The organism is Janthinobacterium sp. 61 (assembly GCF_002846335.1).
Classification (GTDB): domain Bacteria; phylum Pseudomonadota; class Gammaproteobacteria; order Burkholderiales; family Burkholderiaceae_D; genus Janthinobacterium.
Genome location: NZ_PJMQ01000001.1, coordinates 4,646,827 through 4,671,813 on the forward strand (window position 1 = coordinate 4,646,827; position 24,987 = coordinate 4,671,813).

General features: G+C 64.0%; 25 protein-coding genes and 1 tRNA gene. 18 read left to right on the forward strand and 8 right to left on the reverse strand.

What is annotated here, in order from left to right:
- The first annotated feature begins 80 nt into the window (after positions 1 to 80).
- On the forward strand, positions 81 to 1,127 hold the full coding sequence (locus CLU92_RS21060; RefSeq protein ID WP_101483477.1) for an MBL fold metallo-hydrolase: 1,047 nt from the start codon (positions 81 to 83) through the stop codon (positions 1,125 to 1,127).
- A 7-nt stretch (positions 1,128 to 1,134) separates the two neighbouring features.
- Here the strand turns inward: CLU92_RS21060 and CLU92_RS21065 are convergent, their stop codons facing one another.
- A complete protein-coding gene (locus tag CLU92_RS21065; RefSeq protein ID WP_133988893.1) occupies positions 1,135 to 1,467 on the reverse strand; it encodes a hypothetical protein in 333 nt (110 codons plus the stop codon).
- 435 nt (positions 1,468 to 1,902) lie between these two features.
- On the opposite strand from CLU92_RS21065, the gene CLU92_RS21070 reads away from it, so the two are divergent.
- Positions 1,903 to 2,913, forward strand: a complete 1,011-nt coding sequence (locus tag CLU92_RS21070; protein WP_101483479.1) for a substrate-binding domain-containing protein — start codon at positions 1,903 to 1,905, stop codon at positions 2,911 to 2,913.
- A gap of 49 nt (positions 2,914 to 2,962) precedes the next feature.
- Here CLU92_RS21070 and CLU92_RS21075 read toward each other — a convergent pair whose 3' ends face one another.
- Together CLU92_RS21075 and CLU92_RS21080 are read right to left on the reverse strand one after the other, a co-directional pair.
- The gene (locus tag CLU92_RS21075) at positions 2,963 to 6,559 is read right to left on the reverse strand and encodes an indolepyruvate ferredoxin oxidoreductase family protein (protein WP_101483480.1); all 3,597 of its coding nucleotides are present in this window, start codon (positions 6,557 to 6,559) and stop codon (positions 2,963 to 2,965) included.
- A 194-nt stretch (positions 6,560 to 6,753) separates the two neighbouring features.
- A complete protein-coding gene (locus tag CLU92_RS21080; RefSeq protein WP_101484808.1) occupies positions 6,754 to 7,695 on the reverse strand; it encodes a LysR substrate-binding domain-containing protein in 942 nt (313 codons plus the stop codon).
- A gap of 138 nt (positions 7,696 to 7,833) precedes the next feature.
- Here CLU92_RS21080 and CLU92_RS21085 point away from each other — a divergent pair, with 138 nt between their 5' ends.
- On the forward strand, positions 7,834 to 9,060 hold the full coding sequence (locus tag CLU92_RS21085; RefSeq protein ID WP_101483481.1) for an HD-GYP domain-containing protein: 1,227 nt from the start codon (positions 7,834 to 7,836) through the stop codon (positions 9,058 to 9,060).
- On the opposite strand, the gene CLU92_RS21090 is transcribed toward CLU92_RS21085, so the two are convergent.
- Positions 9,057 to 10,103 carry a GGDEF domain-containing protein gene (locus CLU92_RS21090; protein WP_101483482.1) on the reverse strand — a complete coding sequence of 349 codons (1,047 nt, stop codon included), beginning with the start codon at positions 10,101 to 10,103 and terminating at the stop codon, positions 9,057 to 9,059. The genes CLU92_RS21085 and CLU92_RS21090 overlap by 4 nt on opposite strands.
- Positions 10,104 to 10,584: 481 nt before the next feature.
- On the opposite strand from CLU92_RS21090, the gene CLU92_RS21095 reads away from it, so the two are divergent.
- The 14 genes from CLU92_RS21095 (at position 10,585) to CLU92_RS21155 (ending at position 23,580) form a co-directional block, all read left to right on the forward strand.
- A complete protein-coding gene (locus CLU92_RS21095; RefSeq protein ID WP_101484809.1) occupies positions 10,585 to 10,767 on the forward strand; it encodes a Flp family type IVb pilin in 183 nt (60 codons plus the stop codon).
- Between the two features lie 53 nt (positions 10,768 to 10,820).
- A complete protein-coding gene (locus CLU92_RS21100; protein WP_101483483.1) occupies positions 10,821 to 11,354 on the forward strand; it encodes a prepilin peptidase in 534 nt (177 codons plus the stop codon).
- 93 nt (positions 11,355 to 11,447) lie between these two features.
- The gene (locus CLU92_RS21105; protein ID WP_101483484.1) at positions 11,448 to 12,812 is read left to right on the forward strand and encodes an ATP-binding protein; all 1,365 of its coding nucleotides are present in this window, start codon (positions 11,448 to 11,450) and stop codon (positions 12,810 to 12,812) included.
- Positions 12,809 to 13,663 carry a Flp pilus assembly protein CpaB gene (gene cpaB, locus CLU92_RS21110; RefSeq protein WP_101483485.1) on the forward strand — a complete coding sequence of 285 codons (855 nt, stop codon included), beginning with the start codon at positions 12,809 to 12,811 and terminating at the stop codon, positions 13,661 to 13,663. Before CLU92_RS21105 ends, cpaB begins: the two co-directional genes overlap by 4 nt.
- A gap of 18 nt (positions 13,664 to 13,681) precedes the next feature.
- Positions 13,682 to 15,118 carry a type II and III secretion system protein family protein gene (locus CLU92_RS21115; RefSeq protein ID WP_101483486.1) on the forward strand — a complete coding sequence of 479 codons (1,437 nt, stop codon included), beginning with the start codon at positions 13,682 to 13,684 and terminating at the stop codon, positions 15,116 to 15,118.
- A gap of 16 nt (positions 15,119 to 15,134) precedes the next feature.
- Complete coding sequence (locus CLU92_RS27865; RefSeq protein WP_180338553.1) at positions 15,135 to 15,437, forward strand: hypothetical protein; 303 nt, start codon at positions 15,135 to 15,137, stop codon at positions 15,435 to 15,437.
- Positions 15,427 to 16,857: a pilus assembly protein TadG-related protein gene (locus CLU92_RS21120; RefSeq protein ID WP_180338554.1), complete on the forward strand. Its 1,431-nt coding sequence runs from the start codon at positions 15,427 to 15,429 to the stop codon at positions 16,855 to 16,857. Before CLU92_RS27865 ends, CLU92_RS21120 begins: the two co-directional genes overlap by 11 nt.
- The gene (locus CLU92_RS21125) at positions 16,854 to 17,336 is read left to right on the forward strand and encodes a TadE/TadG family type IV pilus assembly protein (protein ID WP_101483488.1); all 483 of its coding nucleotides are present in this window, start codon (positions 16,854 to 16,856) and stop codon (positions 17,334 to 17,336) included. The genes CLU92_RS21120 and CLU92_RS21125 overlap by 4 nt, the downstream gene beginning before the upstream one ends.
- On the forward strand, positions 17,326 to 17,934 hold the full coding sequence (locus CLU92_RS21130; RefSeq protein WP_180338555.1) for a TadE/TadG family type IV pilus assembly protein: 609 nt from the start codon (positions 17,326 to 17,328) through the stop codon (positions 17,932 to 17,934). Before CLU92_RS21125 ends, CLU92_RS21130 begins: the two co-directional genes overlap by 11 nt.
- 56 nt (positions 17,935 to 17,990) lie before the next feature.
- Positions 17,991 to 19,160 (forward strand): AAA family ATPase, encoded by a 1,170-nt coding sequence (locus CLU92_RS21135; RefSeq protein ID WP_101483490.1) that lies wholly within the window; start codon positions 17,991 to 17,993, stop codon positions 19,158 to 19,160.
- A 50-nt stretch (positions 19,161 to 19,210) separates the two neighbouring features.
- Positions 19,211 to 20,557 (forward strand): CpaF family protein, encoded by a 1,347-nt coding sequence (locus CLU92_RS21140; protein WP_101484810.1) that lies wholly within the window; start codon positions 19,211 to 19,213, stop codon positions 20,555 to 20,557.
- 13 nt (positions 20,558 to 20,570) lie between these two features.
- Positions 20,571 to 21,548 carry a type II secretion system F family protein gene (locus CLU92_RS21145; protein ID WP_101483491.1) on the forward strand — a complete coding sequence of 326 codons (978 nt, stop codon included), beginning with the start codon at positions 20,571 to 20,573 and terminating at the stop codon, positions 21,546 to 21,548.
- 14 nt (positions 21,549 to 21,562) lie between these two features.
- Positions 21,563 to 22,501, forward strand: coding sequence for a type II secretion system F family protein (locus CLU92_RS21150; RefSeq protein ID WP_101483492.1), 939 nt, complete (start codon positions 21,563 to 21,565; stop codon positions 22,499 to 22,501).
- Between the two features lie 11 nt (positions 22,502 to 22,512).
- Positions 22,513 to 23,580 (forward strand): LytR C-terminal domain-containing protein, encoded by a 1,068-nt coding sequence (locus CLU92_RS21155; RefSeq protein ID WP_101483493.1) that lies wholly within the window; start codon positions 22,513 to 22,515, stop codon positions 23,578 to 23,580.
- Here CLU92_RS21155 and CLU92_RS27870 read toward each other — a convergent pair.
- Both CLU92_RS27870 and CLU92_RS21160 read right to left on the reverse strand, forming a co-directional pair.
- Positions 23,577 to 23,753 carry a hypothetical protein gene (locus tag CLU92_RS27870; protein WP_180338556.1) on the reverse strand — a complete coding sequence of 59 codons (177 nt, stop codon included), beginning with the start codon at positions 23,751 to 23,753 and terminating at the stop codon, positions 23,577 to 23,579. The genes CLU92_RS21155 and CLU92_RS27870 overlap by 4 nt on opposite strands.
- A 23-nt stretch (positions 23,754 to 23,776) precedes the next feature.
- A complete protein-coding gene (locus CLU92_RS21160; RefSeq protein ID WP_101483494.1) occupies positions 23,777 to 24,073 on the reverse strand; it encodes a hypothetical protein in 297 nt (98 codons plus the stop codon).
- Between the two features lie 114 nt (positions 24,074 to 24,187).
- Here CLU92_RS21160 and CLU92_RS21165 point away from each other — a divergent pair, with 114 nt between their 5' ends.
- Complete coding sequence (locus tag CLU92_RS21165) at positions 24,188 to 24,499, forward strand: hypothetical protein (protein WP_101483495.1); 312 nt, start codon at positions 24,188 to 24,190, stop codon at positions 24,497 to 24,499.
- Positions 24,500 to 24,514: 15 nt separating this feature from the next.
- Here CLU92_RS21165 and CLU92_RS21170 read toward each other — a convergent pair whose 3' ends face one another.
- Together CLU92_RS21170 and CLU92_RS21175 are read right to left on the reverse strand one after the other, a co-directional pair.
- Positions 24,515 to 24,721: a dodecin gene (locus CLU92_RS21170; RefSeq protein WP_034753599.1), complete on the reverse strand. Its 207-nt coding sequence runs from the start codon at positions 24,719 to 24,721 to the stop codon at positions 24,515 to 24,517.
- Positions 24,722 to 24,911: 190 nt separating this feature from the next.
- Positions 24,912 to 24,987 (reverse strand) — tRNA-Thr (locus tag CLU92_RS21175).

Sequence of the window (24,987 nt, forward strand, 5' to 3'; positions counted from 1 at the left end):
CTTGTTCATTCTTTACCGGGCCGCCTATGCACTTGCACCGAGTCGCACGTCGTCTCTTCTTTCTGGGAGTCCTGATCATCATGAGTTCTTGCACCTTGCGCGCCGCGCCAGTTTCTTCGCCTGTCCCGTCACCACAACGCCTCGAAGGCAAGTTCCGCAATCCCGTGCAGATGCACAAGCTGGGCACGGCAGCAACGCTCAAGCTGATGTGGACATTCTTCTTTGACAAGCCGGACAGCACAGTGCCTGCCGCTGCCGTTCCCGTGCAAGCCTTGAGCCGGGCGCAGCTGCTGGCCGCACCGGACAACAGCCTGTTTCGCCTCGGCCATTCGACCCTGCTGCTGAAACTGAACAATGAATTCTTCCTCACCGACCCTGTGTTTTCCGAGCGCGCCTCGCCCGTACAGTGGGCGGGGCCGAAGCGCTTTCACCAGCCGCCGATCAGCATCGCGGACTTGCCGCCGATCAAGGCCGTTATCCTGTCGCACGACCATTACGATCACCTCGACCATGCCGCCGTGCTGCAGCTGGCCGCCAAGACCGGGCACTTCGTCACGCCGCTGGGCGTGGGTGATACCTTGATTCAATGGGGCGTACCGGCCGCCAAGGTGCAGCAGTTCGACTGGTGGCAGGGCACAACGATTGGCGGCGTAAAACTCGTCGCCACGCCCTCGCAGCACTTCTCGGGACGCGGCTTGTTTGATGGCAATCAAACCCTGTGGGCATCATGGGTGATCGACGCCCCGGACGTGCGCGTGTTTTTCAGCGGAGACTCCGGCTATTTCGACGGTTTCAAGCAGATTGGCGACAAATACGGGCCATTCGATGTGACCATGGTCGAGACGGGCGCATATGACAAGCTGTGGCCGGACGTGCACATGCAGCCGGAGGAAACCCTGCAAGCCCACCTGGACTTGCGCGGCAAGTGGCTGATGCCCGTGCATAACGGCACCTTTGACCTGGGCTTGCACGCCTGGCATGAACCGTTCGACCGCATTACGGGGCTGGCGGCGAAGCAGGGCGTAAACCTGGCCACGCCGCAGATGGGCGAGGCGGTCGACCTGACGCAGCCGCAGAAGGGGGAAAAGTGGTGGCTGGCGATGCTGGAAGAGGAAATGGCCCGGTAAAGCTGGTTCAGGCCGTCACATCGATCAGGCGGCCCAGGGTCTGGCCATAGCTGTTCAGCTGGGGCGTGCTTTTCGGCGCAGCGGGAGCTGCTTGCTGCGGCACGGCCACCTTGATCGCCCGGTCCAGCTGCGGCGCCTTGACGGCGGCCGGGGCATCGGCCTGGGCTTGCTGGCTGCTGCGCTGTGTCTGGCTTAGCGATTCCTGTTCCCGCGCCAGCGACTGGCGACTTTGCGCCAGCTGTTCACTGTCGCGCTGTACCTGGTTCTGGCCTTGTTCGACGCGCCGTTGCGCCGTGGCCAGCGAAGCTTGCAGATTATTGACGGACGTTAGCGTGACCACATTGTTCACCTTTGAAAGTATGCCCAGGCGTGCGCAGAAGGGGAAAGGTCAGGGCGGGGAGGCCGACATGTCTGCAGGAAATCTTTACCTGAATCAAGAGTAGGACAAATTCTCGCATAGTTCCAGTTAATTATGTTTTCTTGATAATTTTATCGTGCGCGCCTTGTATTGCCAAACCGGCATGCCTGAGCCGGTGCGCTACTTGTCAAAGTGAGTACCCGCTGTCGCTTGAAGCTATTGTTTGTATGCCATCGCCGATGCCACGCTGAGGACGCGGCAAAAATGCTTGTCTTCAAAAGCCACTTTCTAGAGTGTCAATATGTTGTTGTTTTTTCACCATTGCGGCGCACGGTAATGCGCGGCCTGCTTGGCGCTCTGGGCTATAATTGACGGTCAGAGTTGGTTTTTTTTGCCATACAGACAGGTAGTTAACACATGAATCTCAAGAGCCTCGCAATTGCCCTCGGCATGTCGAAAACGACAGTCAGCAGGGCGTTGAACGGCTATCCGGAAGTCAATTCCCGCACCCGTGAAATTGTCCTGGCCGCCGCCAAGAAAGTCGGCTACCGGCCCAACCCGCTGGCGCGCAGCCTGGCCGTCGGCCGTACCAATGTGCTGGGCATGATTTATCCCCTGCTGCCCAGCGACCTGGGCGATAGCGTCTTTCTTTCCGTGGTGAATGGCATGTCGGACGCCGTGGAAGCATCGAAGATGAGTCTCATCATCGCCCCCGTGTCGCCGCAGAATGAACAGCCTTCATATGAAACCATGGTGCGCGGACGCCAGGTCGATGGCCTGGTGGTGGGCCGCACCAAGGTGGTCGATGAGCGCATCGCGTATTTGACGAAGGTGGGCTTTCCCTTTGTTGCGAATGGCCGCACGCGCATCGATGCGCCATACGCGTACTTTGACTACGACAATGATACGGGCATCGACTTGGCCGTGTCCTTCCTGGCCGCACACGGCCACCAGCGCATCGCCTTGTTGAGTGCGCCGCTGGATTTGCATTTCGCTTACGAGCGCAAGGAAAGCTTTATCCGCTGCATGGCGCAGGCGGGTTTGCAGCTCGATTCCCGCTATCTGCTCGACAATACCTTCGACCGCCGCAGCGGCTACCAGGCCATGCAGCAATTGCTGGCTTGCTCGCCCCGTCCCACGGCCGTCATCGTCGACAACCATTTGTCCGGCGTGGGCGTGGTGCGCGCGCTGATGGATGCGGGCATCGAGATTGGCAAGGAAATCTCCGTTATCGTCTGGGGCAATGTGGAAGACACCTTGATCGGCATCAACGTCACCACCATCGACCAGCCCGACCTGCGCCGCGCCGGCGCCAAGATGGTCGAAATGCTGCAATCCATGCTGGCCGGCACGCCGCCGGAGCGGCTGCAGGAAATCTGGCAACCGGTGCTGTTGCCGGGGGCGACCGTGGGGCGTTGCCCCGAATGAAAAAAACGCAGAGCCGAGGCTCTGCGTTTTTCATTGCCCTACCGGTCAGCTAGGCCGCGTGTTTCGATCCATCGGCCAGCACAGCCAGCAATCGTGCCTTGTCCTTGCGGTAGGTCGCGACGGCGGCTTCCTTGACGTGGCCGAAGCCGCGGATTTTCTCCGGCAGCGATGCCAGTTCCACGCAGGTGCCGAGATTTTCCGCTGTCAGGTTCACCAGCAGGCCGGCCAGCAGTTCGCGGTACTCGACGATCAGGGCGCGCTCCATCTTGCGTTCAGCCGTATAGCCGAAGAGGTCGAAGGTGCCGCCCCGCAGACCTTTGGCTTTCGCCAGCAGCTTGAAGGCGCGCCACATCCAGGAACCGAATTCCGCTTTCACGAGGTGACCTTTCGCATCTTTCTTGGCGAACAGCGGCGGCGCCAGGTTGAATTTCACGGAGAAATTTCCCTCGAATTGCTGCTGCAGCTGTTCCACGAAACGGCCATCCGTGTACAGGCGCGCCACTTCGTACTCGTCCTTGTAGGCCAGCAATTTGAAGTAGTTCTTCGCCACGGCAGTCGACAGCTTCTGGCCCAGTCCCAGGGTATTCTCGCGGTCGCGCACCTGTTTGACCAAGGTCAGATAACCGTCCGCATACGCGGCGTTCTGGTAGGCGGTGAGGAACTCCACGCGCTTCTTGATGACGCTATCGAGGCTTTGCGGCATTTGCACGATGATCGCTTGCGACGGCGTGGCGATCTGCGTGACACGGCGCACGTCGACGGCGGCGCGGCGGCCCCACAGGAAACTTTTCTTGTTCGATTCGATGCCCACGCCGTTCAGTTCGATGGCGCGCAGCAGCGCCGCTTCGGTCAAGGGAATGCGGCCTTTTTGCCAGGCGTAGCCGAGCATGAACAGGTTGGCGGCGATCGAGTCACCCATCAGCGCGGTAGCCAGTTTGGTGGCGTCGATGAAGTCGGCCGCGTCCGCGCCGCCGACGGATTCCTCGATCAGCTGGCGCACTTCCGCCGTTGGATATTGCCAGTCGGCATTTTGCGCAAACGTGCCTGGCGGCTGCTCGTGCAGGTTGACCACGGCCAGGCTGCGGCCCGGGCGCATTTTCGACACGGCATCCTGCGCGCCGGCCGTCAGCATGTCGCAGCCTAAAATCAGATCCGCTTCGCCCGTGGCGATGCGCTGGGCGCGGATATGCGCCGGGGACTTGGCGATTTTCACGTGCGAAGTGACGGAACCGTTCTTTTGCGACATGCCCGTCATGTCCAGCACGGAGGCGCCCTTGCCTTCCAAATGGGCCGCCATGCCCATCAGCGCGCCCACGGTGATGACGCCCGTGCCGCCGATGCCATTGATGAGGATGTTATACGGCGCGTCGCAGGCTGGCAGGACGGGTTCCGGCAGCGGGCCGAAGTTGTCCGTCTCGCCTGGCTTGCCGGCGCCTGTTTTTGTCTTTTTCAGGGTGCCGCCCTCGACGGTGACGAAGCTGGGACAAAAGCCCTTGGCGCACGAGTAATCCTTGTTGCATGAGGATTGGTCGATGGTGCGCTTGCGGCCAAATTCCGTCTCTTTCGGCAGGATCGACACGCAGTTCGACTGCACGCCGCAGTCGCCGCAGCCTTCGCAGACGGCGTCGTTGATGACCATGCGTTTGGCAATGTCCGGATACTCACCTTTCTTCCGGCGCCGGCGTTTTTCGGCCGCGCAGGTCTGGTCGTAGATCAGCACGGACACGCCTTGCACCTCGCGCAATTCGCGCTGCACGGCATCCATGTCCTTGCGGTCGTGCAAGGTCACGTGGGCGGGCAGGTTGCTGCGGTCGCTGTAGCGCGACAAATCTTCCGTGACCAGAGCGATGCGGGCGATGCCTTCGGCCGCCACTTGCTGCGCCATCATGGGCACGGTGATCAAGCCGTCCACGGGCTGGCCGCCCGTCATGGCGACGGCGTCGTTGTAGAGAATCTTGTAGGTGATATTCACCTTGGCGGCCTGCGCGGCGCGGATGGCCAGGTAGCCGGAATGGAAATACGTGCCGTCGCCCAGGTTCTGGAACACGTGCGGCAGTGTGGAAAACGCGGCTTGGCCGATCCACGGCGCGCCTTCGCCGCCCATGTGCGTGGTCAGCTTGTTCATTTCCGGGTAGATCGACGTGGCCATCACGTGGCAGCCGATGCCGGCCAGCGCCAGGCTGCCCTCCGGCACCTTGGTCGAGGTGTTGTGCGGACAGCCGGAGCAGTAGAACGCGGGGCGGAACGGCGTGTTCACGGCCTTTTTCAGGACCGCATCCTTGGCGTCGAGGAAACTCAGGCGTGCCTTGATCAGGTCGCAGGTGACAGGGTCGGAAATCAGGCGCGCAATGCGGCTGGCGATGACACGTGCCACTTGCGAGACGGAAAAATCCGCCTTGGAAGTCAGCAGCCATTCGCCGCGCGGCGCCACCCATTCGCCTTTTTCGTCGAACTTGCCGATGACACGCGGACGCACGTCGTCGCGCCAGTTGTACAGCTGTTCCTTGAGCTGGTATTCGACGATTTGCCGCTTCTCTTCGACCACGAGGATTTCATCGAGACCTTGCGCAAACTCACGTACGCTGTCCGGCTCCAGCGGCCACGGCATGGCCACCTTGAACAGGCGCATGCCGACGTCGGCCGCCATCTGCTCGTCGATGCCCAGCTCTTCCAGCGCCTCCAATACATCCAGGTAGGACTTGCCGGAAGCGATGATGCCCAGCTTGGCGTTCGGGCTGTCGATGGTGGTGTGGTTGAGCTTGTTTTCGCGCGCGTAGGCGAGGGCCGCATAGATCTTGTAGTCCTGCATCAGCGCTTCCTGGTTGCGCGCCTGCTGGCCCAGCGGAATGCTCGAAAGGCGCGCGTTCAGGCCGCCTTCGGGCATGACGAAATCCTGCGGAATCTTGACTTCCACGCGGAACGGGTCGGCATCGATGGAGGCCGACGATTCGACCGTGTCGGCCAGGGCCTTGAAGGCCACCGTGCAGCCGGAAAAGCGCGACATGGCCCAGCCGTGGATGCCCAGATCCAGGTATTCCTGCACATTGCATGGATACAAGACGGGGATCATCGAGGCCGAGAACAGATGGTCGGACTGGTGCGGCAGGGTTGAGGAATACGCGCCATGGTCGTCGCCGGCCACCAGCAGCACGCCGCCCAGTTTCGCCGTGCCAGCATGGTTCATGTGCTTGAAGACATCGCCGCAGCGGTCCACGCCCGGGCCCTTGCCATACCACATGGCGAACACGCCGTCGTACTTGGCCGGGCCGATCAGGTCCACCTGCTGCGAACCCCAGACGGCCGTGGCGGCCAAGTCTTCGTTGACGCCAGGCACGAATTGCACGTGGTGCGCTTCCAGCTGCTTCTTGGCTTTCCACAGGTTTTCGTCCAGGCCGCCCAGGGGCGAACCGCGGTAGCCGGAAATGAAGCCGGCCGTATTCAATCCGGCAGCCTGGTCGCGCAGGCGCTGCATCATGGGCAGGCGCACGAGGGCCTGGATGCCGGACAGGAAGATGGCGCCGGAAGTGGCGGTGTATTTGTCGTCGAGGCTGACGGTGGTCAAACGGGAAGTGTCGGGGGGCGTAGATGGCGCGGCACCGGCGTTTCTAGCGAACGCTGCGGGGCCGTTTTCCGTGGTCACGGACATGGCTGTCTCCAAAAGGGTGTTTCAGATAGCGGCTGTACAAGGGGCGTGCCCGGTAAGGCGCGCACTGTGCAGACGGGATGGCCGCGTGTGGGCGGCACCTAACTATTTTAAATTTAAAATAGTTAATGTGGTCAGTGTAGAACGAGTCAGGAGCGTGGGCAAATACGCTTTGACGATGGGGGTATAAGAAATACTTATGCCATGGGCGAGAGCACGTGCGCCCCCACCCAGCGTCCGCTGCCGCACAGCTCGGCGGCCACTTGCAGCACGAGGTTTTTGACGGCGTTGCCTGCATTTGTCAGGGGAATGTTCTTCGACGCGCACAGGGCCACCGTGCGCGACAGCACGGGGCTGTGGATGGCGTAGCTGCGCATGGCGCCGCTGTCCAGTTCGGCCAGCAGGGGCGCGGCCGGCAGAATGGTGGCGCCCATGCCGGCCAGGATGGCCGATTTCAGGATGGCGATCGAGTTGATCTCGATCACGTTTGCCGTCTCCAGGCCCAGTTCGCGGGCGCGGCTATCGATGCGCGGACGCACGCCATGCTGCAGGCCCGGCAGGATCAGGGTGGCGCTCAATGCCTGCGGGAACGACAGCGCCAGGCCCGGCGGGGCGAATGGCGAATCGCTGCGGCAGATAAAACGCATCTCTTCTTCCACCAGCGGGCTGCAGGCAAACGGCGTGAGCTGGCCATCGTCGAACAGCACGGCCAGGTTGATGCGGCCCGATTTCAATTGTTCGTTCAGGTTCCCCGTGATTTCTTCCGTCAGCTGCAGGGTGATTTCGGGGTAGCGTTCGCGCGCGGCCAGCAGCAAGGGCAGGGCTAGCGCGCCGGAGATGCTGTGCGGCAAGCCGAGGGTGACATTGCCGGATGGCCGCGCGGCGCTTTGCGTGACGGCCGAGCGGGCGTCGGCCACCTGTTTCAGGATCGCCTGCGCGTGTTCGTAAAATACCTTGCCAGCGTCCGTGCTGAGCACGCCCTGGGCCGAGCGGTGTAGCAGCTGCACCCCCAATTCCTCTTCCAGCTGGCGCAGCTGCTGCGTCAGGGCCGGCTGCGCCACATGCAGGATCAGGGCTGCGCGCGACAGGGAACCGTGGTCGACGATGGCAACAAAGTAGCGTAATTGGCGCAGTTCCATGGGTCCCAGACGCGGTGCGGTGATCGGAAAATACAGGGTGTTGCCCCGCAGCGCCGAACGCGGCCAGCAGAATAACAATTTTGTTATACTCATTCTAGCGCCTTCGGTGCTCCAGACGTGTATTTGTGGGATGACAGCATGCTCAAGAAAGTTGATTCGTCTCAATTAAAAGTGGGCATGTACATCCACGACCTCAGCTGCGACTGGATGACGCATCCATTCGTGCGCAACCGTTTCCTGTTGCGCAGCGACGATGAAATCCGCAAGATCGTGCAAGCCGGCATCCACGACGTGGTGATCGACAGCGGCAAGGGCCTCGACGTGCAGGATGCGCCTACCGTGGCGCAGGCGCGGGCCGAGACGGAACGCGAACTGGTGCAGATAGCCACCCCGCCGCAGGTCGTCACGCGCGTGTCGCTGGGCATGGAACTGGCGCGCGCCACGCAAGTGCGGCGGCAGGCGGCTAGCCTGGTGCGCACGGTGATGGCCGATGTGCGCCTGGGCAAGGCCGTCGAGATCGACCGCGTGCAGCACACGGTGCAAGATATTACCGAATCGATCCTGCGCAATCCCGGCGCCCTCGTTGGCTTGTTGCGCATCAAGAGCAAGGACGATTACACCTTCTTGCATTCCGTCAGCGTGTGCGCGCTGCTGGTGGCGTTCTGCCGCTCGCGGGGCATTGATGGGGCCACCACGCACCAGGCCGGCCTGGGCGGCTTGCTGCATGACACGGGCAAGGCGATGGTGCCCGACAGCGTGCTGAACAAACCCGGCCCCCTGACGCCGGAAGAATTTGCCCTGATCAAGCGCCATCCTCGCGATGGCTACGACATCCTGTGCCGTTCGCCCGAGCTGGGCGCCATTCCCCTCGACATCGCCTTGCACCACCATGAGCGGCGCGACGGCAGCGGCTACCCGGACCAGCTGGCCGGTGACGCCATCAGCGAGCTGGCGCAGATGGCTGCCATCGTCGACGTGTATGACGCGCTGACGTCCGACCGCAGCTATCACAAGGGCATCGCCGCCGCCGAAGCCTTGCGCAAGATCTATGAATGGAGCAAATTCCACTTCAACCCCGTGTTTGCGCAGGATTTCATGCGCTGCGTGGGCATCTATCCGGTTGGCACGATGGTGATGCTGGAATCGGGCCGCCTGGCCGTCGTCATCGAGGCGCACGAGAGCAACCTGCTGGCGCCGAAAGTGAATGTGTTTTTCAGTACGAAGAGCAATGCCTACATCAAGCCCGAGACAGTCGACCTGTCGCGCGGTTTAGGCTTCGGCGGCGGCGACAAGATCGTCGGCCATGAGTCGGCTGCCAAGTGGCAAGTCGATCCCATGCGCTTTCTTTCCCTGGCGGATGCCTAGAAAAACTCCGCCGTATCGTTCGAGGCAATAGTAGTGAGCAAACCCTTGGCGACCAGCTCGTCATAGTGGCAAGCCAGGTTGCGGCCATGGCTTTTCGCGTAGTACAGGGCCTGGTCGGCGCGGCCGAGGATGATGACGGGCGCCTCGTAGGCGTTGATGCTGACGAAACCCACGCTGACGGTGACTCTGCCCACTTGCGGGAAGTCGTGTGCTTCGACATTGGTGCGGAAGCGGTCGATGATTCTCTGCGCATTTTCCAGGGTGATCGAGCGCAGCAGCACGACGAATTCCTCGCCGCCGAAGCGGAAGATGCGGTCTTGCGAGCGGAACGACGATTGCAGCTGGTTGGCGATCAGGATCAGCACTTCATCGCCATACAGGTGGCCGAACTTATCGTTGACCAGTTTGAAATGATCGACGTCGATCACGGCCAGCCATTGCCGTTCCGTGTCCGTATGGTGGCGCCGTTCTTCATCGACGGGACGCGGCTTCTCCGCTTCCGGTTCGCCGCGGCTTTGCAGGATTTTCGCCAGCTGGTCGTCGAAGGTCTTGCGATTTAACAAGCCGGTGAGCGAATCGCGTTCGCTGTAGTCGAGCAGGTTCTGGAAATTACGGTACACGCTGACGATGCCGCCAATCACCTGGATGGTGGCGCCCGTGTAGGGCGTGGGGTTGGTGATTTCCAGGCAGGTGGTGACCTGGTCGCCGATCCAGATGGGTAGCCACAGCAGGTGCCGGCCATCGGCGCACAGGGTATCGGCGCTCGCTTCATGGCGCGCGATGCAGGCGGCCAGCGCCGGATAGTCCGACAGCGGTTCGCCCGGCAGCGACGGGTCGGGATTGTCTTCCATGCGGGCCACGCTGCCGGCCACGATGATGGCCCGCGACCGCACGAACACCTGGCCACGCACGGTGGTCAGTGCCAGCACACGGGTCTGCGACGCGGAAGCGAGTTCCTGAACCGCCGAGATCACGGAGATGTCGAGCATCGTGTGGTCGCGGTGCCCGGTCATGTCCACCATGTGTTTCAGTAGGGAATCCATTGTCGTTCTCTGGAAAGTAGTCACACAAGTGTCGTCATACCAGCATTGCATCAAGCAAGAGCATGTTCGCGTCCGTCTACAAGAAGCCAAGAATTATTTGGTGGCATGACGCTCTTTACCGCAGGGCGAGAGGCCTTTCCAAAGAAGAACTAAGCAGGATAAAGTCTTTTTGCCTAATAGGCAATTAACGTATGCAATATTTCATGTAAATACATGAGATTCACGCACTACGTTGCAAAAAATTTGCCTTGATGAAGGCTTTCAATCCTGATCGCAACATTTGTTTGCGCCAGCCATCATTTCAACAAGCTTTGATAATTTCCATATGGAAACTTGTGGCGCGTCAATTTGCCAAATCGTGGACGCTTTATAGTCAATGCAATGGCGCAGAAATTTACGGCAGGAAACATATTAGCAGGAATGGGCAATGTTTCACACCCGCTTGCGCCAGGGACTTGTGATTCACTTTTGGGAGCTAGTCATGCATACCTTCCTGTCGGCAGTACAGCAGTTTATCAAGGATGAGGATGGCATTACGGCAATCGAATACGGCTTGATTGCGGCCGTGATGGCTACCGCCATCACGGCCGGTTTCTTGCTGATCAAGACCAACCTGCTGGCCGTCCTCACCGACATTTCGTCGAACCTGGTGTTGACGCCCTAAGCGGGTGCCCGCCGCTGGCCGGCCGGTGGCGGGTTTTTTTCAGGAGGTGTGCCATGCCTGCAGCCGCCTTGTGCGACCTGCTGTTGTTGTGTTTTGTGACGGGGGCCGCCGTCAGTGATCTGATCCGCCGCAAGATACCCAATGGTTTGGTGCTATCGGGCATCCTCGCCGCGCTGGCCTTGCACCTGTGGCTGTGGCCGCAAAACGTGCCGTCGTTGTGGCTGGGCGGCATGGCGACGGGCTTCTTCCTGTTCCTGCCTTTATACGTGCATCGCGGCATGGCCGCCGGCGACGTCAAGCTGATCGCCATGGTGGGTGCTTTTGCCGGTCCGTGGCCCGTGCTGCTGATCTGTTTCGCCACCTTTGTGCTGGGCGGCCTGATGGCCGTGCTGATGATTACCTACCAGGGCAAGTGGCGCGTTTGCCTGGGCAATCTGCGCCAGCTGCTGTGGCCGGTAATCGCGCGCATGGCCGGCATTCCCCTGGCGCCTGCAGCGCTGGATAGCGGCGCCAGCGTGGGCAACATGCCTTACGGACTGGCCATTGCCCTGGGCTGCCTGGTGGTGCAGGGGCGCCATTATTTCTGATTGTCATTCATTGCTCTGAATCAATGGGCGACGGTCCCCGCTGGCTAGAATGAATTCTGTTCAATGCAGTCTTAACCGGCTTGGAGGCACAGGATGACCGAGGTCGACTATTCCATGAGCGGCGAGCGTGCGCCGCGCCCCACCGACGCGAACCTGATGCCGCCCTTGCCGCCGCAGCCGAAGAGTTTGCGCGAAACGGGCCTGGAGCGGCCGCTGGTGGTTGAACTGATTGCCAAGCTGATGTTTGTGAGCGGCAAGACGCACCTGTCCGCAATGACGACGCGCTTGCGCCTGTCGATCAATGTCTTGCGGGAAGTGCTCGATTTCATGGTGGCCGAGCAGATGGCCGAAGTGGCCTGGCGCGGCGAATCCGAGATCGACGTGCAATACCAGTTGACGGGTGCCGGCAAGCAGCGCGCCAGCGCCTTCCTTGAGCGCTGCGCATATATCGGCGCCGCCCCCGTCACCCTGGAAGCGTACCGCGCCATGGTGGCGCGCCAGTCGTGGCTGGCGCAGGAACAGCGCGTCGGCAGCGATGACCTGGCGGCCGTGCTGGGCAGCGCCCATGCGGGGCCGGGCATGCTCGACGTGGTGGGTGCGGCCCTGCATTCGGGGCGCTCGCTGCTGCTGTACGGTCCGCCCGGCAGCGGCAAGTCGACCCTGGCGCTGCAGCTGGGACAATTGCTGCACGGGCTGGTGGCCGTGCCGTACGCCATTGTTGTCGGCCAGGACATCATCGAGCTATACGATCCGGCGCAGCACCTGCCGCCCGCGCCACAGCAGGCCAGCCATGCGCGCCAGGCGCTGGAGCGGCGCAGCACCGACATCCGCTGGGTGCTGTGCCAGCGTCCCGTGATCCACGTGGGCGCCGAGCTCGACGCCGGCATGCTGGCGCTGCGCCATGACGCCAGCGGCGGCTGCTACCAGGCGCCGCCCCATGTGCGGGCCAACAACGGCATGCTGATCATCGACGACCTGGGCCGCCAGCGCCTGGGCGCGCAAGAGCTGCTGAGGTGGCTGATGCAGCCGCTGGCACGGGGCAGCGATCAGCTGGGCCTGCCCGGCGGCGTGCAGATCAGCATGCCCTTCGACAACGCCCTGGTGCTGGCCACGAATGTGCCGCCGGGAGAGCTGTTTGACGCCGCCTTGCTGCGCCGCATCGGCTACAAGGTGCAGGTGGGGCCGCTGGCCGAGAGCGCCTATCGCGCCCTGTTCCGCCAGCGATGCCGCCTGGCCGGCATGGCCATCGACGAGCGGGCCCTGAACCACCTGCTGCAGCTGCATGGCGCGCAGGGACGGCCCTTGCTGGCCAGCTATCCTGGTGAATTGCTGGCGCGCATAGGCGACTTTGCCGGCTGCGAAGCGCGCCTGACGGTGGCCGCCCTGGAACAGGCCTGGAGCAGCCTGTTTGCCAGCTGCGACATGCCGGCCGCCAGCCTGTGCGAGCGTATCGCATGAAAAACCGGCGCGCCCTCTTGATGATGGGTCTGGCTGTGGTGCTGGGCCTGCTGGCCGTGCTGCTGGCCTCGCACTGGCTGCTGCGCCAGACGCCGGCCGGCAAGGGCAAGATCGTCGTGGCCGCCAGCGATGTCAACCTGGGCCAGCGTCTGACGCCCGAGATGCTGCGCCTGGCCGAGTGGCCTGCGGAAAGTTTGCCGCAGGGCGCGCTGCAAGACCCGGCAAAACTGGCGGGACGGGTGCTGAAAACCAGCGTGTTGCGCGGCGAACCGCTGAGCGAAGTCAAGCTGGCACCCGTGGGCACCCTGGGCGGCCTGTCGGCGCTGATCACGGAAGGGCGGCGCGCCATCACCGTGCGCGTCAACGACGTGATCGGCGTGGCCGGCTTCGCCTTGCCGGGCAACTATGTCGACATCATCGTGAGCACACAGCAGGATGCCGGCGACCGGGCCTTTCCGCAAAGCCACAATATTTCCAAGATCGTCCTCGAACGCATCCTGGTGCTGGCCGTGGCGCAGGAAGTGGGGCGCGACGAGACCAAGCCGCGTGTGGTCAATGCGGTGACCCTGGAAGTGACGCCGGAACAGGCGGAAAACCTGGACCTGGCGCGCAGCGTGGGCAGCCTGTCGCTGGTGCTGCGCAATCAGGTCGACCCGCAGCCGGGCGTGACGGCGGGCGCCACCAAGCTGACTCTGCTGGGAGGCCCGTACGAAGCCGAGCCCGCGCCTGCCGCCGCACCCTTGCTTGCCATGGCGCCGCGCCCTGTGCGCGTGGCGAAGGCGCTGCTGCCGCCGCCGCGCCAGTGCAGCGGCGTCATCGACGGGACGCGCCAGTCGCGCGAATGTTTTTAGCCAACCATGGACACGCTCATGAACCGCGCCCTGCTGACACTGTGCTGCCTGCTGTCGCCGCTTGCCGGTGCGGCGGCCGATCCTGGGCTGCGCTGCGGCGGGGAAGCGGCTACACCCGGCAACCTGCAGCTACAGGTGGGCAAGTCGAGCATGCTGCGCCTGCCAGAGGCAGTGCTGGCCCGCAGCGTCGGCAATCCGGCCGTGCTGCAAGCCATGCTGGTGGCGCCCGACACGTTGTATGTGGTGGGTGTCGACGTTGGCAGCACGAATATGATCATCCAGGGACGCAGCGGCGTGTGCAGCGTGGTGAACGTCAGCGTCAGCATGGATCCGTCCGGCTTGCAATCGACGCTGGCGGCACTCATGCCGGAAGAAAAAGCCATCCGCGTGGCGGCCGTGGCCGATACCCTGGTGCTGTCGGGCACGGTGCAGGATGCGGGCGCCGTGCTGCGCGCCGTCGAGCTGGCGCACGCCTATGTGCGCCGCGCCACTGCTCCCTTGACGCTGCCCAAGCCCGCCGATGGCGCTGCCGTGCCTGTGGCGGCCACGGCGCCCGCTGGCGGCGCGAACAGCCGCGTCATCAATATGCTCGACGTCAGCGCGCCGCAGCAAGTGATGCTGGCCGTGCAGATCGCCGAAGTGTCGAAGTCGCTGCTGGAGCGCCTGGAAGTGGGCGCCACCTTGCGCTTCGCTTCCGGCAGCTGGGCCACCACTTTGCTGTCAAATTTCTTGAGCGGCACGGCCAACGGCTTGCTCGACGTGCGCAAATCGAATGGCCAGCAGCTGACCATCGAGGCGCAGAAACAGAATGGCCTGGTGCGCATCCTGGCCGAGCCGACGGTGATGGCGATCAGCGGGCAAGAGGGCAGTTTTCTGGCCGGCGGCAAGATTTTCATTCCCGTCGGCCAGGACAACAACAAGATTACCCTGGAAGAGCGCGAGTATGGCGTCGGCCTGCGTTTTACTCCCACCGTGCTGTCGGGCGGGCGCATCAATCTGAAGGTGGCGCCGGAAGTGTCGGAACTGTCGCGCGAAGGAGTGGGCATTTCCGCCGCCGGCGTCAGCGGGCGCTCGATCCTGCCCGTCATCACCACGCGGCGCGCCTCGACCACGGTGCAGCTGTACGACGGCCAGAGCTACGCCATCGGCGGTTTGATCAAGAACAACCAGGTGAGCAACATCACGGGCGTGCCCTGGCTCAGCGAAGTGCCTATCCTCGGTGCGCTGTTTCGCAGCACGGATTTCCAGCATGACCGCACGGAATTGCTGTTCGTCATTACCGCGCACCTGGTGAAACCCTTGCCGGCCGATGCCGTACTGCCGACGGCGCAGCTGGCGCCCCCTTCGCGCACGGACTTGATGTTGGGCGGCAAGATGGAAGGGACGCTGGCGCCGCCGTCCTTGCCGCCGCCTGTGCCGGCACTGCGCGCAGCCAACGGTTTCGAGTTGAAATGAGATGGGGAGACATGCCATGCCGAACTCGCTTTTGATGTCGCTGCGGCGCCTGGCGTCGCTGCTGCCGGCACTGCAGCTGGTCGCCTGCGCGCACGGCAGCACGCCGCAGCTGGACCGGCGCTTCGGCGACGCCGTGCGCCTGGCCATGGCGCAGCAGGTGCGCGATCCCGCCAGCGCCGGCAATCGCACGCCGGCCGATGGCCTTGATGGCCCCAGCGCGCACGCCGTCATGCAGCGCTACCGCGCCTCGTTTGCCGAAGCGAACGGCCAGGCGCCGCAGCCGGTGCAATTCATGCTGGGAGGCGGCAATGGCAAATAGACGCCAGCGCCAGCGCGGGGCGATGCTGCTCGCCTTTTCCATCCTGCTCATTGTGGTGCTGGGCTTTATCGGCCTGGCGCTCGATGTGGGGCAGGTCATCGGCCGCAAGACGGAACTGCAGAACCTGGCCGACAACGCGGCGATGGCGGCGGCGGCCGAACTGGTGGGCACGCCAGAGGGTCTGGCTGCGGCCGTGACGAAAGCCAAGCACAGTGCGGCTGACAGGAGCGTATGGCGGCGCCGCATGGAGGGCGCGATCCTGTCGGATGCCAGCATTCGTTTCGCCAGCACGCCCGACGCGCCCGCCAGCGAGTGGCATGCGGCGGGCGCCGTGCCCGATCCTGCCACGGCGCTGTTCGTGCGCGTCGATACGCAGGCCAATGAGCCGTCGCTGGGGCGGGTAGCGACGGCGTTCCTGGGCGCCTGGTCGCCGGCGCTGCGCACCTTGGACACGGGGGCGCGCGCCGTGGCGGGGCGGACCAGCCTGCACCTGACGCCGCTGGCCATCTGCGCCCTGTCGGGCAGTGCCGCCAGCGCGCGCACGAATGCGGCCCTGCTGCCGGCCGTCGAGCTGCTGGAATATGGCTTTCGCCGCGGTGTGGCGTATAACCTGTTGAAGCTTAATCCGCATGGCCCGACGGCCGAACATTTCGTGCTCAATCCGCTGGGCCGGCCGGGCGTGGTGGGACCGTCGTTGCAGGTCAGCGAATTGAGCGTGTTGCCGTTTGTCTGCGGCGGCAGCGTGCTGTATCCGCGCATCGGGAACGCCCGGGTACATGTGCACCGGCCCTTTCCCGCCGCGTTGTGGCCGGCCTTCAATGCGCGCTTCAACCAGCATGCGGGCAGCGGCTGCCATCCTGTCACGGCGCCGCCCGACACGAACATCCGCGCGTATCCGAATACGGCGGCGAACTGGTGGATGACGAATACGCCCGATGCGCCCAGCGCGCTGAGCATCGGCAACCCGCTGCTGTCGGTAGCCGAGCCGGAATCGAACGCGACGCCGCCCGCCATCGGCAGTTACGGGCCGCTGTGGTCGTTTTCCAGGGCGGCCAGGTACAGCAACCCGAAGCCGGCCGGCGGCTACTTGCCGTTTGCCACCAGCGACTGGCCCAAGCTGTATCCCGCTGCCCCGGCCGCCCCGGCTGCCAAGTCCGGCTACCCCATCGACAGGTCACCCTACCTGACACTGGCTTACCAGACGGCGCCGGCCGGCAACACGGGTGTGGCGCAGCGGCGTTTGCTGCACATTGCGCTGCTGGCTTGCCCCTTGCCGGCCGGCAGTGACGTGCTGGCCCAGGTGCGCGGTATCGGCCGCTTCTTCATGACGGCGCCGGCCAGCAATGGCGTGCTGAGCGCCGAATTTGCCGGCCTGGCGAACGAGGGATCGCTGATCGGCCCGGCGGAGCTGCTGCAATGAAGCCGCTCCGCCGCGCGCCACGTCGCCAAGGCGGTGTCGCTGCCATTGAGCTGGCGCTGATCCTGCTGTTTTTCATGGGACTGCTGCCCTTCGTGCTGCTGTTCGGCCGCGCGCTGCTGGTGTACACGGCCTTGCAAAAAAGCGTGCATGACGCGGCTCGCTACATGGCGACCATGCCGCTGCCGCAGATGGGCAGCATCGGCACGGCAACCCAGGGAGTCGCGTTTTCCCGTCAGATGGTGGTCGATGCGATGGCGGAAAGCTGGCCGCACATGGAGGCCGCCCGGGTCAGCGTGGACTGCGTGTATGTCGACGAGTCCTTTAGCTGCGGTAGCTACCCGACGGCGCCGCTGCAGGTACGCATCAAGGTGACCGTGGACATGCCGGTCGATTTCCTGCCTGAGCTGACGCGCAAGTGGCTGCCGCAGCTGGCGCCGATACCGTTGCGTGCCAATGCGACATTGCGTTATGTCAATTAAGCTGCGCTCCTGCCGGCAGCGCCAGGGCGGCGTCTTCGCCGTCGAATTCGCCATGCTGGCGCTGCTGTTCTTCCTCTTCCTGTTTGCGATGCTGGAAGTGGCGCGCGCCGTGTACGTGTGGAACATGGTGCACGAGATCACCCGGCGCGCGGCGCGCGCTGCCGCCGTCACCGATTTCAGCAATGCCGGCGCGCTGCAGGCCGTGCGCACGCAAGCCGTGCTGCGCACCACGCCGGGCGCGCTGCCGCTGGGTGGCGGCATCAGCGATGCGTATGTGCACATCGATTATTTGTCGGAGAGCAGTGGCGGCGCCGCGCTGGCGGCAGTGCCGGTGACGGAGATGCCAGGCTGTCCGCAACGTAACCGCATCAATTGCCTGGACGATCCGCATGGCCCCAGCTGCATCCGCTTCGTGCGCGCGCGCCTGTGCGTGCCCGGCGATGGCGCGCGCTGCGAGAGGGTGCCGTACCGGCCCGTCCTGCCCCTGCTGGGGATGATGTTGCCCTCCGGCGCTGGGGCCGTGCGTTTGCCCAGCGGGACCACCATGGCGGTGGCCGGGGCCCTGGGCTATCCGGACAACCCGAATTTCTGTCCCTGAGCGCTGCCAGACGGTGGCAGCCGACTGTATTCATCTGAAAGAAGCGAGGAAGTGCGATGAAAGCCTTGATGATTAGCCGTGACGCCAGCTTGCACGATGAAATCGCCGCGCAAGGCGCGGCCCGCATGCCGGTGCTGCGTCTGCTGGAGCGGCGCAGCGGCCTGCGCGACGCCGTCGAGCGCATGCTGCCCGAAGCGCCCGAGCTGGTGATCGTCGACGCCAGCGGCATCGACGCCGAGGAAGCCGATCTGCTCGAGCGCCTGGCGCGCCAGTATCCGCTGGCCGTGCTGATGCTGCTCACGCGTGGCCAGCAGCAGGATGTGCTGATCCGCGCCATGCGCGCCGGCATGCGCGAGGTGCTGCAGCTGCCACTGGTGCACAAGGCCTTTCACGAGGCGATGGACAGGGTCGACATCCAGGCCGGCGTGACGCAGATGCGCGACGGCAAGGTGCTGGCCTTCATCTCGTGCAAGGGTGGCAGCGGCGCCACCTTTTTGTCGACGAATTTTTCCTACGCGCTGGCCAGCCTGGCCGGCTGCAAGGTGCTGCTGATCGATCTGCACGGCCAGTTCGGCGACGCCACTTTGTACGTGTCGGACCAGAAACCGGCCATGACGCTGTCCGATATCTGCGCCCAGATCGCGCGCATGGATGGCGCCTTTCTTGCCTCGTGCCTGGTGCACGTGACGCCGAACTTCGGCGTGCTGGCGGCGGCCGACGATCCCGCGCACAAAGTCGACATGCAGCCCGAGCACATGGACCGCATCCTGGCCGTGGCGCGCCAGCATTACGATTACATCGTGCTCGACGTGGGGCGCCAGATCGATGCGCTGTCGCTGCGCGCGCTCGACAACGCCGACGCCATTTATCCGGTGCTGCAACTGGCCTTGCCCGACATCCGCGACGGACGCCGACTGCTCGATATCTTCCGCTCGCTCGGCTATCCGGGCGAGCGCTTGCGCCTGATCGTCAACCGCTATGAAAAGGGCGGGCGCCTGCGCCTGGTGGACCTGGAGCAGGCGCTGGGCGCGGAAGTGGTGCATACGGTGCCCAACGATTACATCGCCGCCACGGATTCCGTCAACCAGGGCATCCCGCTGCTGCAACTGTCGCGCGCCAGCGCCGTCGCGCGCAGCCTGGCCGAGCTGGTAGAGCTGGTGACGGCGCGCCGCGTGACGGAAAGCCGCGGCCTGTTCGACCGTTTGTTCAGCCGCAGCGAGGCCTAGGACACGGAGATATGTCAAGGCTCCCGCCGGGGGCCATCATGGGAGCCGAGATGACTTTACGCGAACGCCTGGCGGCGAATGAAACGGTGCGCCCCGCCAGCAACGGGCAAGGGGCGCTGGCGTTGCACGCCTACCAGGAACTGAAGAAGAGCATGCACCAGACGATACTCGACCGTATCGACCTGGAACGGTTAAAGCGCCTGACGGCGGAGCAGTTCAAGCACGAGCTGGCGCTGCTGGTGCAGCGCGTGATCGAGGAAGAGCGCATCGTGCTGAATCAGCATGAGCGGCATAGCCTGGTGCTCGACATACAGCACGAGATGCTGGGCTTTGGCCCGCTCGAACCCTTGCTGGCCGACGCCAGCGTGTCCGACATACTGGTCAATACCTGCGACAAGGTGTATGTCGAGCGGGGCGGGCGACTGCAACTGACGGACGTGACCTTCCACGACAATGCGCACCTGATGAAGATCATCGAAAAGATCGTTTCGCGCGTGGGACGGCGCGTCGATGAATCGAGTCCGATGGTCGATGCGCGCCTGCCGGACGGCTCCCGGGTCAACGCCATCATTCCGCCGCTGGCCGTCGATGGCCCGATATTGTCGATCCGGCGCTTTGCCGTGCAGCCTTTGAGCATCGCCAACCTGCTCGACTACAAGAGCCTGACGCCGCCCATGGTGCAGGTGCTGCAGGCGCTGGGCCAGGCCAAGGTCAATATCCTGATCTCGGGCGGTACGGGCAGCGGCAAGACGACCCTGCTCAACGTGCTGTCCGGCTTCATTCCCGGCAGCGAGCGCATCGTCACCATCGAAGATGCGGCCGAACTGGCGCTGCGCCAGCCGCACGTGGTGCGCCTGGAAACGCGCCCGCCGAACATCGAGGGCAAGGGCGAAGTGAGCCAGCGCGCGCTGGTACGCAACGCGCTGCGCATGCGCCCCGACCGCATCATCCTGGGCGAGGTGCGCGGCGCGGAGGCGCTCGACATGCTGCAGGCGATGAACACGGGCCATGAGGGTTCGCTGGCGACCATCCACTCAAACACGGCGCGCGATGCGCTGGCGCGGCTGGAAAACATGGTCGGCATGGCCAACGTGAATCTGACGCCGCGCGCCACGCGCCAGCAGATCTGCTCGGCCGTGACGGTGGTGATGCAAGTGTCGCGCCTGACGGATGGCGCGCGCAAGCTGGTCAGCCTGCAGGAAGTGACGGGCATGGAAGGCGACATCATCGCCATGCATGAAATCTTCCGCTTCGAGCAGACGGGCGTGGACGTCGGTGGCAAGGTGCAGGGCCACTTCTGCGCCACCGGCGTGCGACCCCATTTCACGGAACGCCTGCGCATGTTTGGCGCACCGGTGCCCGACAGCGTCTTCGACCCGGACCGCATCTACGAATAAGGGAGGGCGCATCATGGACCTGGTGTTCTACGGCTTTGCCGTGCTGCTGTTCGCCGCCTGCATCCTGATGGTGGAAGGCGCCTGGCTGTGGTGGGCGGGCACGCATGGCAGCGCGGCACGGCGCATCAACCGGCGCTTGCGGCTGATGGCCGCGCGCGGCGAGGCGGGCGAGGAGCGGGTCTCCATCCTCAAGCAGCGCCGCTATGCGCGTGCGCCCGGCCTGGAGCGTTTGCTGCGGCGCGCGCCGCAGGCGGCGCAGCTCGACCACCTGCTGCTGCAATCGGGCTTGTCCTGGTCGGTGGCGCAATTCATCGGCGTCACCGGCGCCCTGTTGCTGGCGGCCTTGCTGCTGCTGGCGGTCTGGTCCATGCCCTTGCCTGGCGCCTTGCTGCTGCTGTCTGGCGCCGTCAGCGGACCGTGGCTGTTCGTGCTGCGCGCGCGCGCGGCACGGCTGAAAAAGATCGAGGCACAATTGCCGGAAGCGGCCGATTTCCTGGCCCGCGCGCTGCGCGCCGGCCACTCGTTTTCGAATGTGCTGCAGATGGTGGGCGATGAATTGAGCGAGCCGATCAGCGGCGAATTCAAGATGGCGCACGAAGAAATCAATTACGGCGTGCCGATGAACGAGGCGCTGCAAAACCTGGCGGTGCGCATTCCGCTGACGGACTTGCGCTACCTCGTCATCGCCGTGCTGGTGCAGCGCGAATCGGGGGGGAACCTGGCTGAAGTGCTGATCAGCATCGCGCGCATCATCCGCGCCCGATTAAAACTGCTGGGGCAGGTGCGCGTGCTGTCCGCCGAGGGGCGCATGTCGGCCTGGGTGCTGGGACTGATGCCGGTGGTGATGATAGGCGTCATGGCCGTGGTCAACCCGCAATACATCCGCCTGCTGTGGACCGATCCCGCCGGCATCAAATTGCTGTGGTACGCGGCCGGCATGGTGGCGCTGGGCGTGGTCTGGATGCGCAATGTGATACGTATCAGGATATAACAACAGGGGGTGGCATGAACGGTTCGCAACTGCTGTTTCTCGTGATTGTCTTTGTCGTGGTTGTGGCGCTGGCCCTGCTGGCGTGGCTGATCTTCTTTCCCGGCACCTTGCGCCAGCGCCTGTTTGGCGCCATGGTGCCGGCGGCCAGCGACGCGGTGGCCGACCATGGCTGGGTGGAGCGGGTGGCACGCGTGGCGCAGCCATTCAGCAAGCTGTCGCTGCCGGAAGAGGGCTGGGAGCGTTCGCCGTTGCGCACGCGCTTCATGAACGCGGGGTGGCGGCAAGCGAGCGCGCCAGCCCTGTACTTTGCGGCGAAAACCGTGCTGGCCCTGCTGTTTCCCACCGTGCTGGGCCTGTATGCGGCCAGCGCCATGGCGGCACAGTTGCGCAGCGTGCTGCTGTTGCTGCTATGCGTCAGCGCCACCATCGGCTATTACCTGCCGAATCTGGTGCTGGCCGACACGGCCAGGCGGCGTAAGCGCGACATCTTCGAAAACATCCCCGATGCGCTCGACTTGCTGACCGTGTGCGTGGAAGCGGGCCTGAGCCTTGAGCGCGCGCTGGTGAAGGTGTCGGGCGAAATCCACATCAAAAGCGTGGTGCTGGCGCAGGAATTGCAATTGGTGCTGATGGAAATGCGCGCCGGCTTTTCCAAGGAAAAGGCGCTGCGCAACCTGGCCCTGCGCAGCGGCGTGGACGATGTCGATACCCTCGTCGCCATGCTGATCCAATCGGAGCGCTTCGGCACCAGCATGGGCGATTCACTGCGCGTGCATTCGGAAAACCTGCGCAGCAAGCGCAGCCTGCTGGCTGAGGAGGCAGCAGCGAAGATCGCCCTGAAACTGCTGTTCCCGCTGATTTTTTGCGTCTTTCCCACCCTGATGCTGGTGCTCATGGGGCCGGCCGTGATCGAAGTCTATCGCGTGCTCGTGCCGGCCATGGCCAGCCGCTGAAAGGAGTTTCCATGCGCTTGATGCTCTCCCGCCTGGCAGCCGCCTGTGCATGCCTGGGCCTGGCCGCCTGTACCTCGCAACTGGCCCAGATACCGGTACCGCCCTGGCCTGACGCCGATGCCGCTTATGTGGCGGGGCGCCAGCATTTCGAGCGGGGCGACCTGCCCGCCGCGCAAGCGGCCTATGAAGAAGTCCTGCGCCATGCGCCGCGCCACGTGAATGCGCGCAACGGCCTGGCCGTGCTGCACGCGCAGCGTGGCGAATATGACGCGGCCATCGCCCAGTGGCAGGCGCTGATACAGGAAATGGGCATGGCGCGGCCGCAGCATGCCTATCTGTTCAGTAATCTCGGGCATGCCTATTCTCTGAGCGGGCGCGATGCGCAAGCCTTGATTGCGCTGGAACAGGCGTGTCTGCTCGATCCGCTCAATGCGCTGGCCTGGCGGCATCTGGCGCAGGTGCTCGAACGGCTGGGACAGCATGAGCGCGCCGCCATCATGCGGCGCCAGGCGGCCAGTTTGCAGGAACACGACTTGCGGTACGACATGGCCTTGTTGCGCGGCGCGGCGCCGCCGCAGCTGGTGCCCGCGAGCGCGCCGGTACACGATGTGCCCGCCATGGCGCGCGTGGAGATCACGCAGAGCGATGGCATGGCCCAGCTGCGGCGCGTGCGCGGCCTGCCCGCTAGCTCCCTGCTACCGCTGGTGCCGCTGCGGCCCATGCCGTCGGCCGGCGCGCCGCAGCCGCGCCTGGAAATTGTGAATGGCAACGGGGTGCCGGGCATGGCCGCCGCGCTGGCGCGCAGCCTGACCGGCGGCCCCGTGCAGGTGGTGCGCCTGGCCAATGCAACCAGCTTTCAGGTGGCGCGCACGCGCATCGAATACCGGCCCGCGCAGGAGCAGGCGGCGCGCCAGCTGGCCCGCCAGCTGGGCGCCAAGGTGCAGGCCCAGGCCGCCGATTGCCCTGCCAGCGAGCTGCGCCTGGTACTGGGGCGCGACCTGAGTGACCCCGCCATGTTGTACCGCTATTATCTGCAGCAATTGCAGCTGGCGCGCCAGGCACTGGCACGGCTCGGTTAAAACGCCTTTGCTGGCGTGTTTTGAGCATGCCGATTGCTATGTCGGCTGGCGTCGGCCAGCGACAGCGTGCCAGTGCTGGTGGTGATGCGGAAATTGTTCAACTCGTTGACGGCCAGGCCGTAGGCGCCGCAATGATAAGCAGGTGGCCAGCCGAATTGCTTGCGCAACCGCAAACGATGCGCGCCACTTCCCCGGCTTACGTCAATTTCCAGTTGGTAATCGTCGTGCGCTGCCAGTCGATGTCGCTTTTCTTGACAGGTTTTACCGTCAAGGTGCGCTGCCATACATCCGTGTATTCCATCAGCTCCTCGTCGTCGCCGATCTCGACGTGGCGGTGAATCAGGGCAATGCCAAAGCGGTCGCGTGCGCAATCGCGCTGCAGTACGTCGCGCAATGTCCGAAAGCGGGCCGGGGCTACGGCCTGCAGCGGGGCGATGGCGGAAATATCGGCAGGGGCTTGCCATTGCATGGCATGGATGTTCAGGCTGTGCATGAAAGGCGCCCGTGCCCCGTGACGAAAAGGCCCTGGCGGCCGGAGCGGCGCTTGCGCCATATCAAAGCTGCGGTACATCGCATCTCGTCCGATAATTGCCCGGTAAAATAGGCCATGGCAAACAAAACCCCCACCTTCCCCGGCGCACGCACGGGCCGCGGCCAGGTCCTGGCCGTGCTGCTGTCGAACCGCGACCAGTCCGGCACCGAACCCCTGCAAGGCCGCGTCTCCCTGGCCGCCATCGTCAAAGCGCTCAAACGCAAATACCACTGGCCGATTGAAACCCACAGCTTTCCCGCCAACACGCAGGATGGCCGCGCCAGCTGGGCGACCGTCTACAGCTTGCCAGAAAAGGTCATTGAGGCCGCGCTGGAGGCCGGCGGCCGGGAGTGGCTGGAGAGCCGGGGAGCGGCCGGGCGGCGGTGAATGCACCGCAGGGCGCTATTCGAGCCGGAAGCCGACCTTCAGCGTGACCTGGAAGTGCGCCACCTTGCCATCGACGATATGCCCGCGTGACTCTGTCACTTCATACCAGTCCATATGCTTGACCGTGAGCGCCGCCTTGGCGATGGCATCGCGTATCGCCTGATCACTGCTCTCGGTCGATGTGCCGACCAGTTCGATCAGCTTGTAAGTGTGTGCGGACATGATGTTCCCCCAGGTAGGCAAGCCAGACATCGGAGTTAATTCTTCGCTAGCAAGTGCCCATAGTGCGCCTAAACGCGCTGGACGTCATTGCGCGGTGCAGCAAGGCGTTGCGGGAGTGGTTTGCAGAAGGGAAAAAAGAAAAAAGGGCTACAAGCCGAAGCCTGTAACCCTTTGATTTCCTACTGAATTCTGGTGCCGACTGCCGGTTTCGAACTGGCCACCTGATGATTACAAATCAACTGCTCTACCAAATGAGCTAAGTCGGC

Coding starts and splice junctions, on each gene's coding strand:
- CLU92_RS21135 (WP_101483490.1), top strand. CDS start 17,991: ATGAAAGCCTTGATGATTAGCCGTGACGCCAGCTTGCACGATGAAATC.
- CLU92_RS21060 (WP_101483477.1), top strand. CDS start 81: ATGAGTTCTTGCACCTTGCGCGCCGCGCCAGTTTCTTCGCCTGTCCCG.
- CLU92_RS21120 (WP_180338554.1), top strand. CDS start 15,427: ATGGCAAATAGACGCCAGCGCCAGCGCGGGGCGATGCTGCTCGCCTTT.
- CLU92_RS21125 (WP_101483488.1), top strand. CDS start 16,854: ATGAAGCCGCTCCGCCGCGCGCCACGTCGCCAAGGCGGTGTCGCTGCC.
- CLU92_RS21115 (WP_101483486.1), top strand. CDS start 13,682: ATGAACCGCGCCCTGCTGACACTGTGCTGCCTGCTGTCGCCGCTTGCC.
- CLU92_RS21170 (WP_034753599.1), bottom strand. CDS start 24,721: ATGTCCGCACACACTTACAAGCTGATCGAACTGGTCGGCACATCGACC.
- CLU92_RS21100 (WP_101483483.1), top strand. CDS start 10,821: ATGCCTGCAGCCGCCTTGTGCGACCTGCTGTTGTTGTGTTTTGTGACG.
- CLU92_RS21155 (WP_101483493.1), top strand. CDS start 22,513: ATGCGCTTGATGCTCTCCCGCCTGGCAGCCGCCTGTGCATGCCTGGGC.
- CLU92_RS21130 (WP_180338555.1), top strand. CDS start 17,326: ATGTCAATTAAGCTGCGCTCCTGCCGGCAGCGCCAGGGCGGCGTCTTC.
- CLU92_RS21075 (WP_101483480.1), bottom strand. CDS start 6,559: ATGTCCGTGACCACGGAAAACGGCCCCGCAGCGTTCGCTAGAAACGCC.
- CLU92_RS21085 (WP_101483481.1), top strand. CDS start 7,834: ATGCTCAAGAAAGTTGATTCGTCTCAATTAAAAGTGGGCATGTACATC.
- CLU92_RS21165 (WP_101483495.1), top strand. CDS start 24,188: ATGGCAAACAAAACCCCCACCTTCCCCGGCGCACGCACGGGCCGCGGC.
- CLU92_RS21105 (WP_101483484.1), top strand. CDS start 11,448: ATGACCGAGGTCGACTATTCCATGAGCGGCGAGCGTGCGCCGCGCCCC.
- CLU92_RS21140 (WP_101484810.1), top strand. CDS start 19,211: ATGACTTTACGCGAACGCCTGGCGGCGAATGAAACGGTGCGCCCCGCC.
- cpaB (WP_101483485.1), top strand. CDS start 12,809: ATGAAAAACCGGCGCGCCCTCTTGATGATGGGTCTGGCTGTGGTGCTG.
- CLU92_RS21070 (WP_101483479.1), top strand. CDS start 1,903: ATGAATCTCAAGAGCCTCGCAATTGCCCTCGGCATGTCGAAAACGACA.
- CLU92_RS21090 (WP_101483482.1), bottom strand. CDS start 10,103: ATGGATTCCCTACTGAAACACATGGTGGACATGACCGGGCACCGCGAC.
- CLU92_RS21145 (WP_101483491.1), top strand. CDS start 20,571: ATGGACCTGGTGTTCTACGGCTTTGCCGTGCTGCTGTTCGCCGCCTGC.
- CLU92_RS21150 (WP_101483492.1), top strand. CDS start 21,563: ATGAACGGTTCGCAACTGCTGTTTCTCGTGATTGTCTTTGTCGTGGTT.
- CLU92_RS21160 (WP_101483494.1), bottom strand. CDS start 24,073: ATGCACAGCCTGAACATCCATGCCATGCAATGGCAAGCCCCTGCCGAT.
- CLU92_RS27865 (WP_180338553.1), top strand. CDS start 15,135: ATGCCGAACTCGCTTTTGATGTCGCTGCGGCGCCTGGCGTCGCTGCTG.
- CLU92_RS21080 (WP_101484808.1), bottom strand. CDS start 7,695: ATGGAACTGCGCCAATTACGCTACTTTGTTGCCATCGTCGACCACGGT.
- CLU92_RS21095 (WP_101484809.1), top strand. CDS start 10,585: ATGCATACCTTCCTGTCGGCAGTACAGCAGTTTATCAAGGATGAGGAT.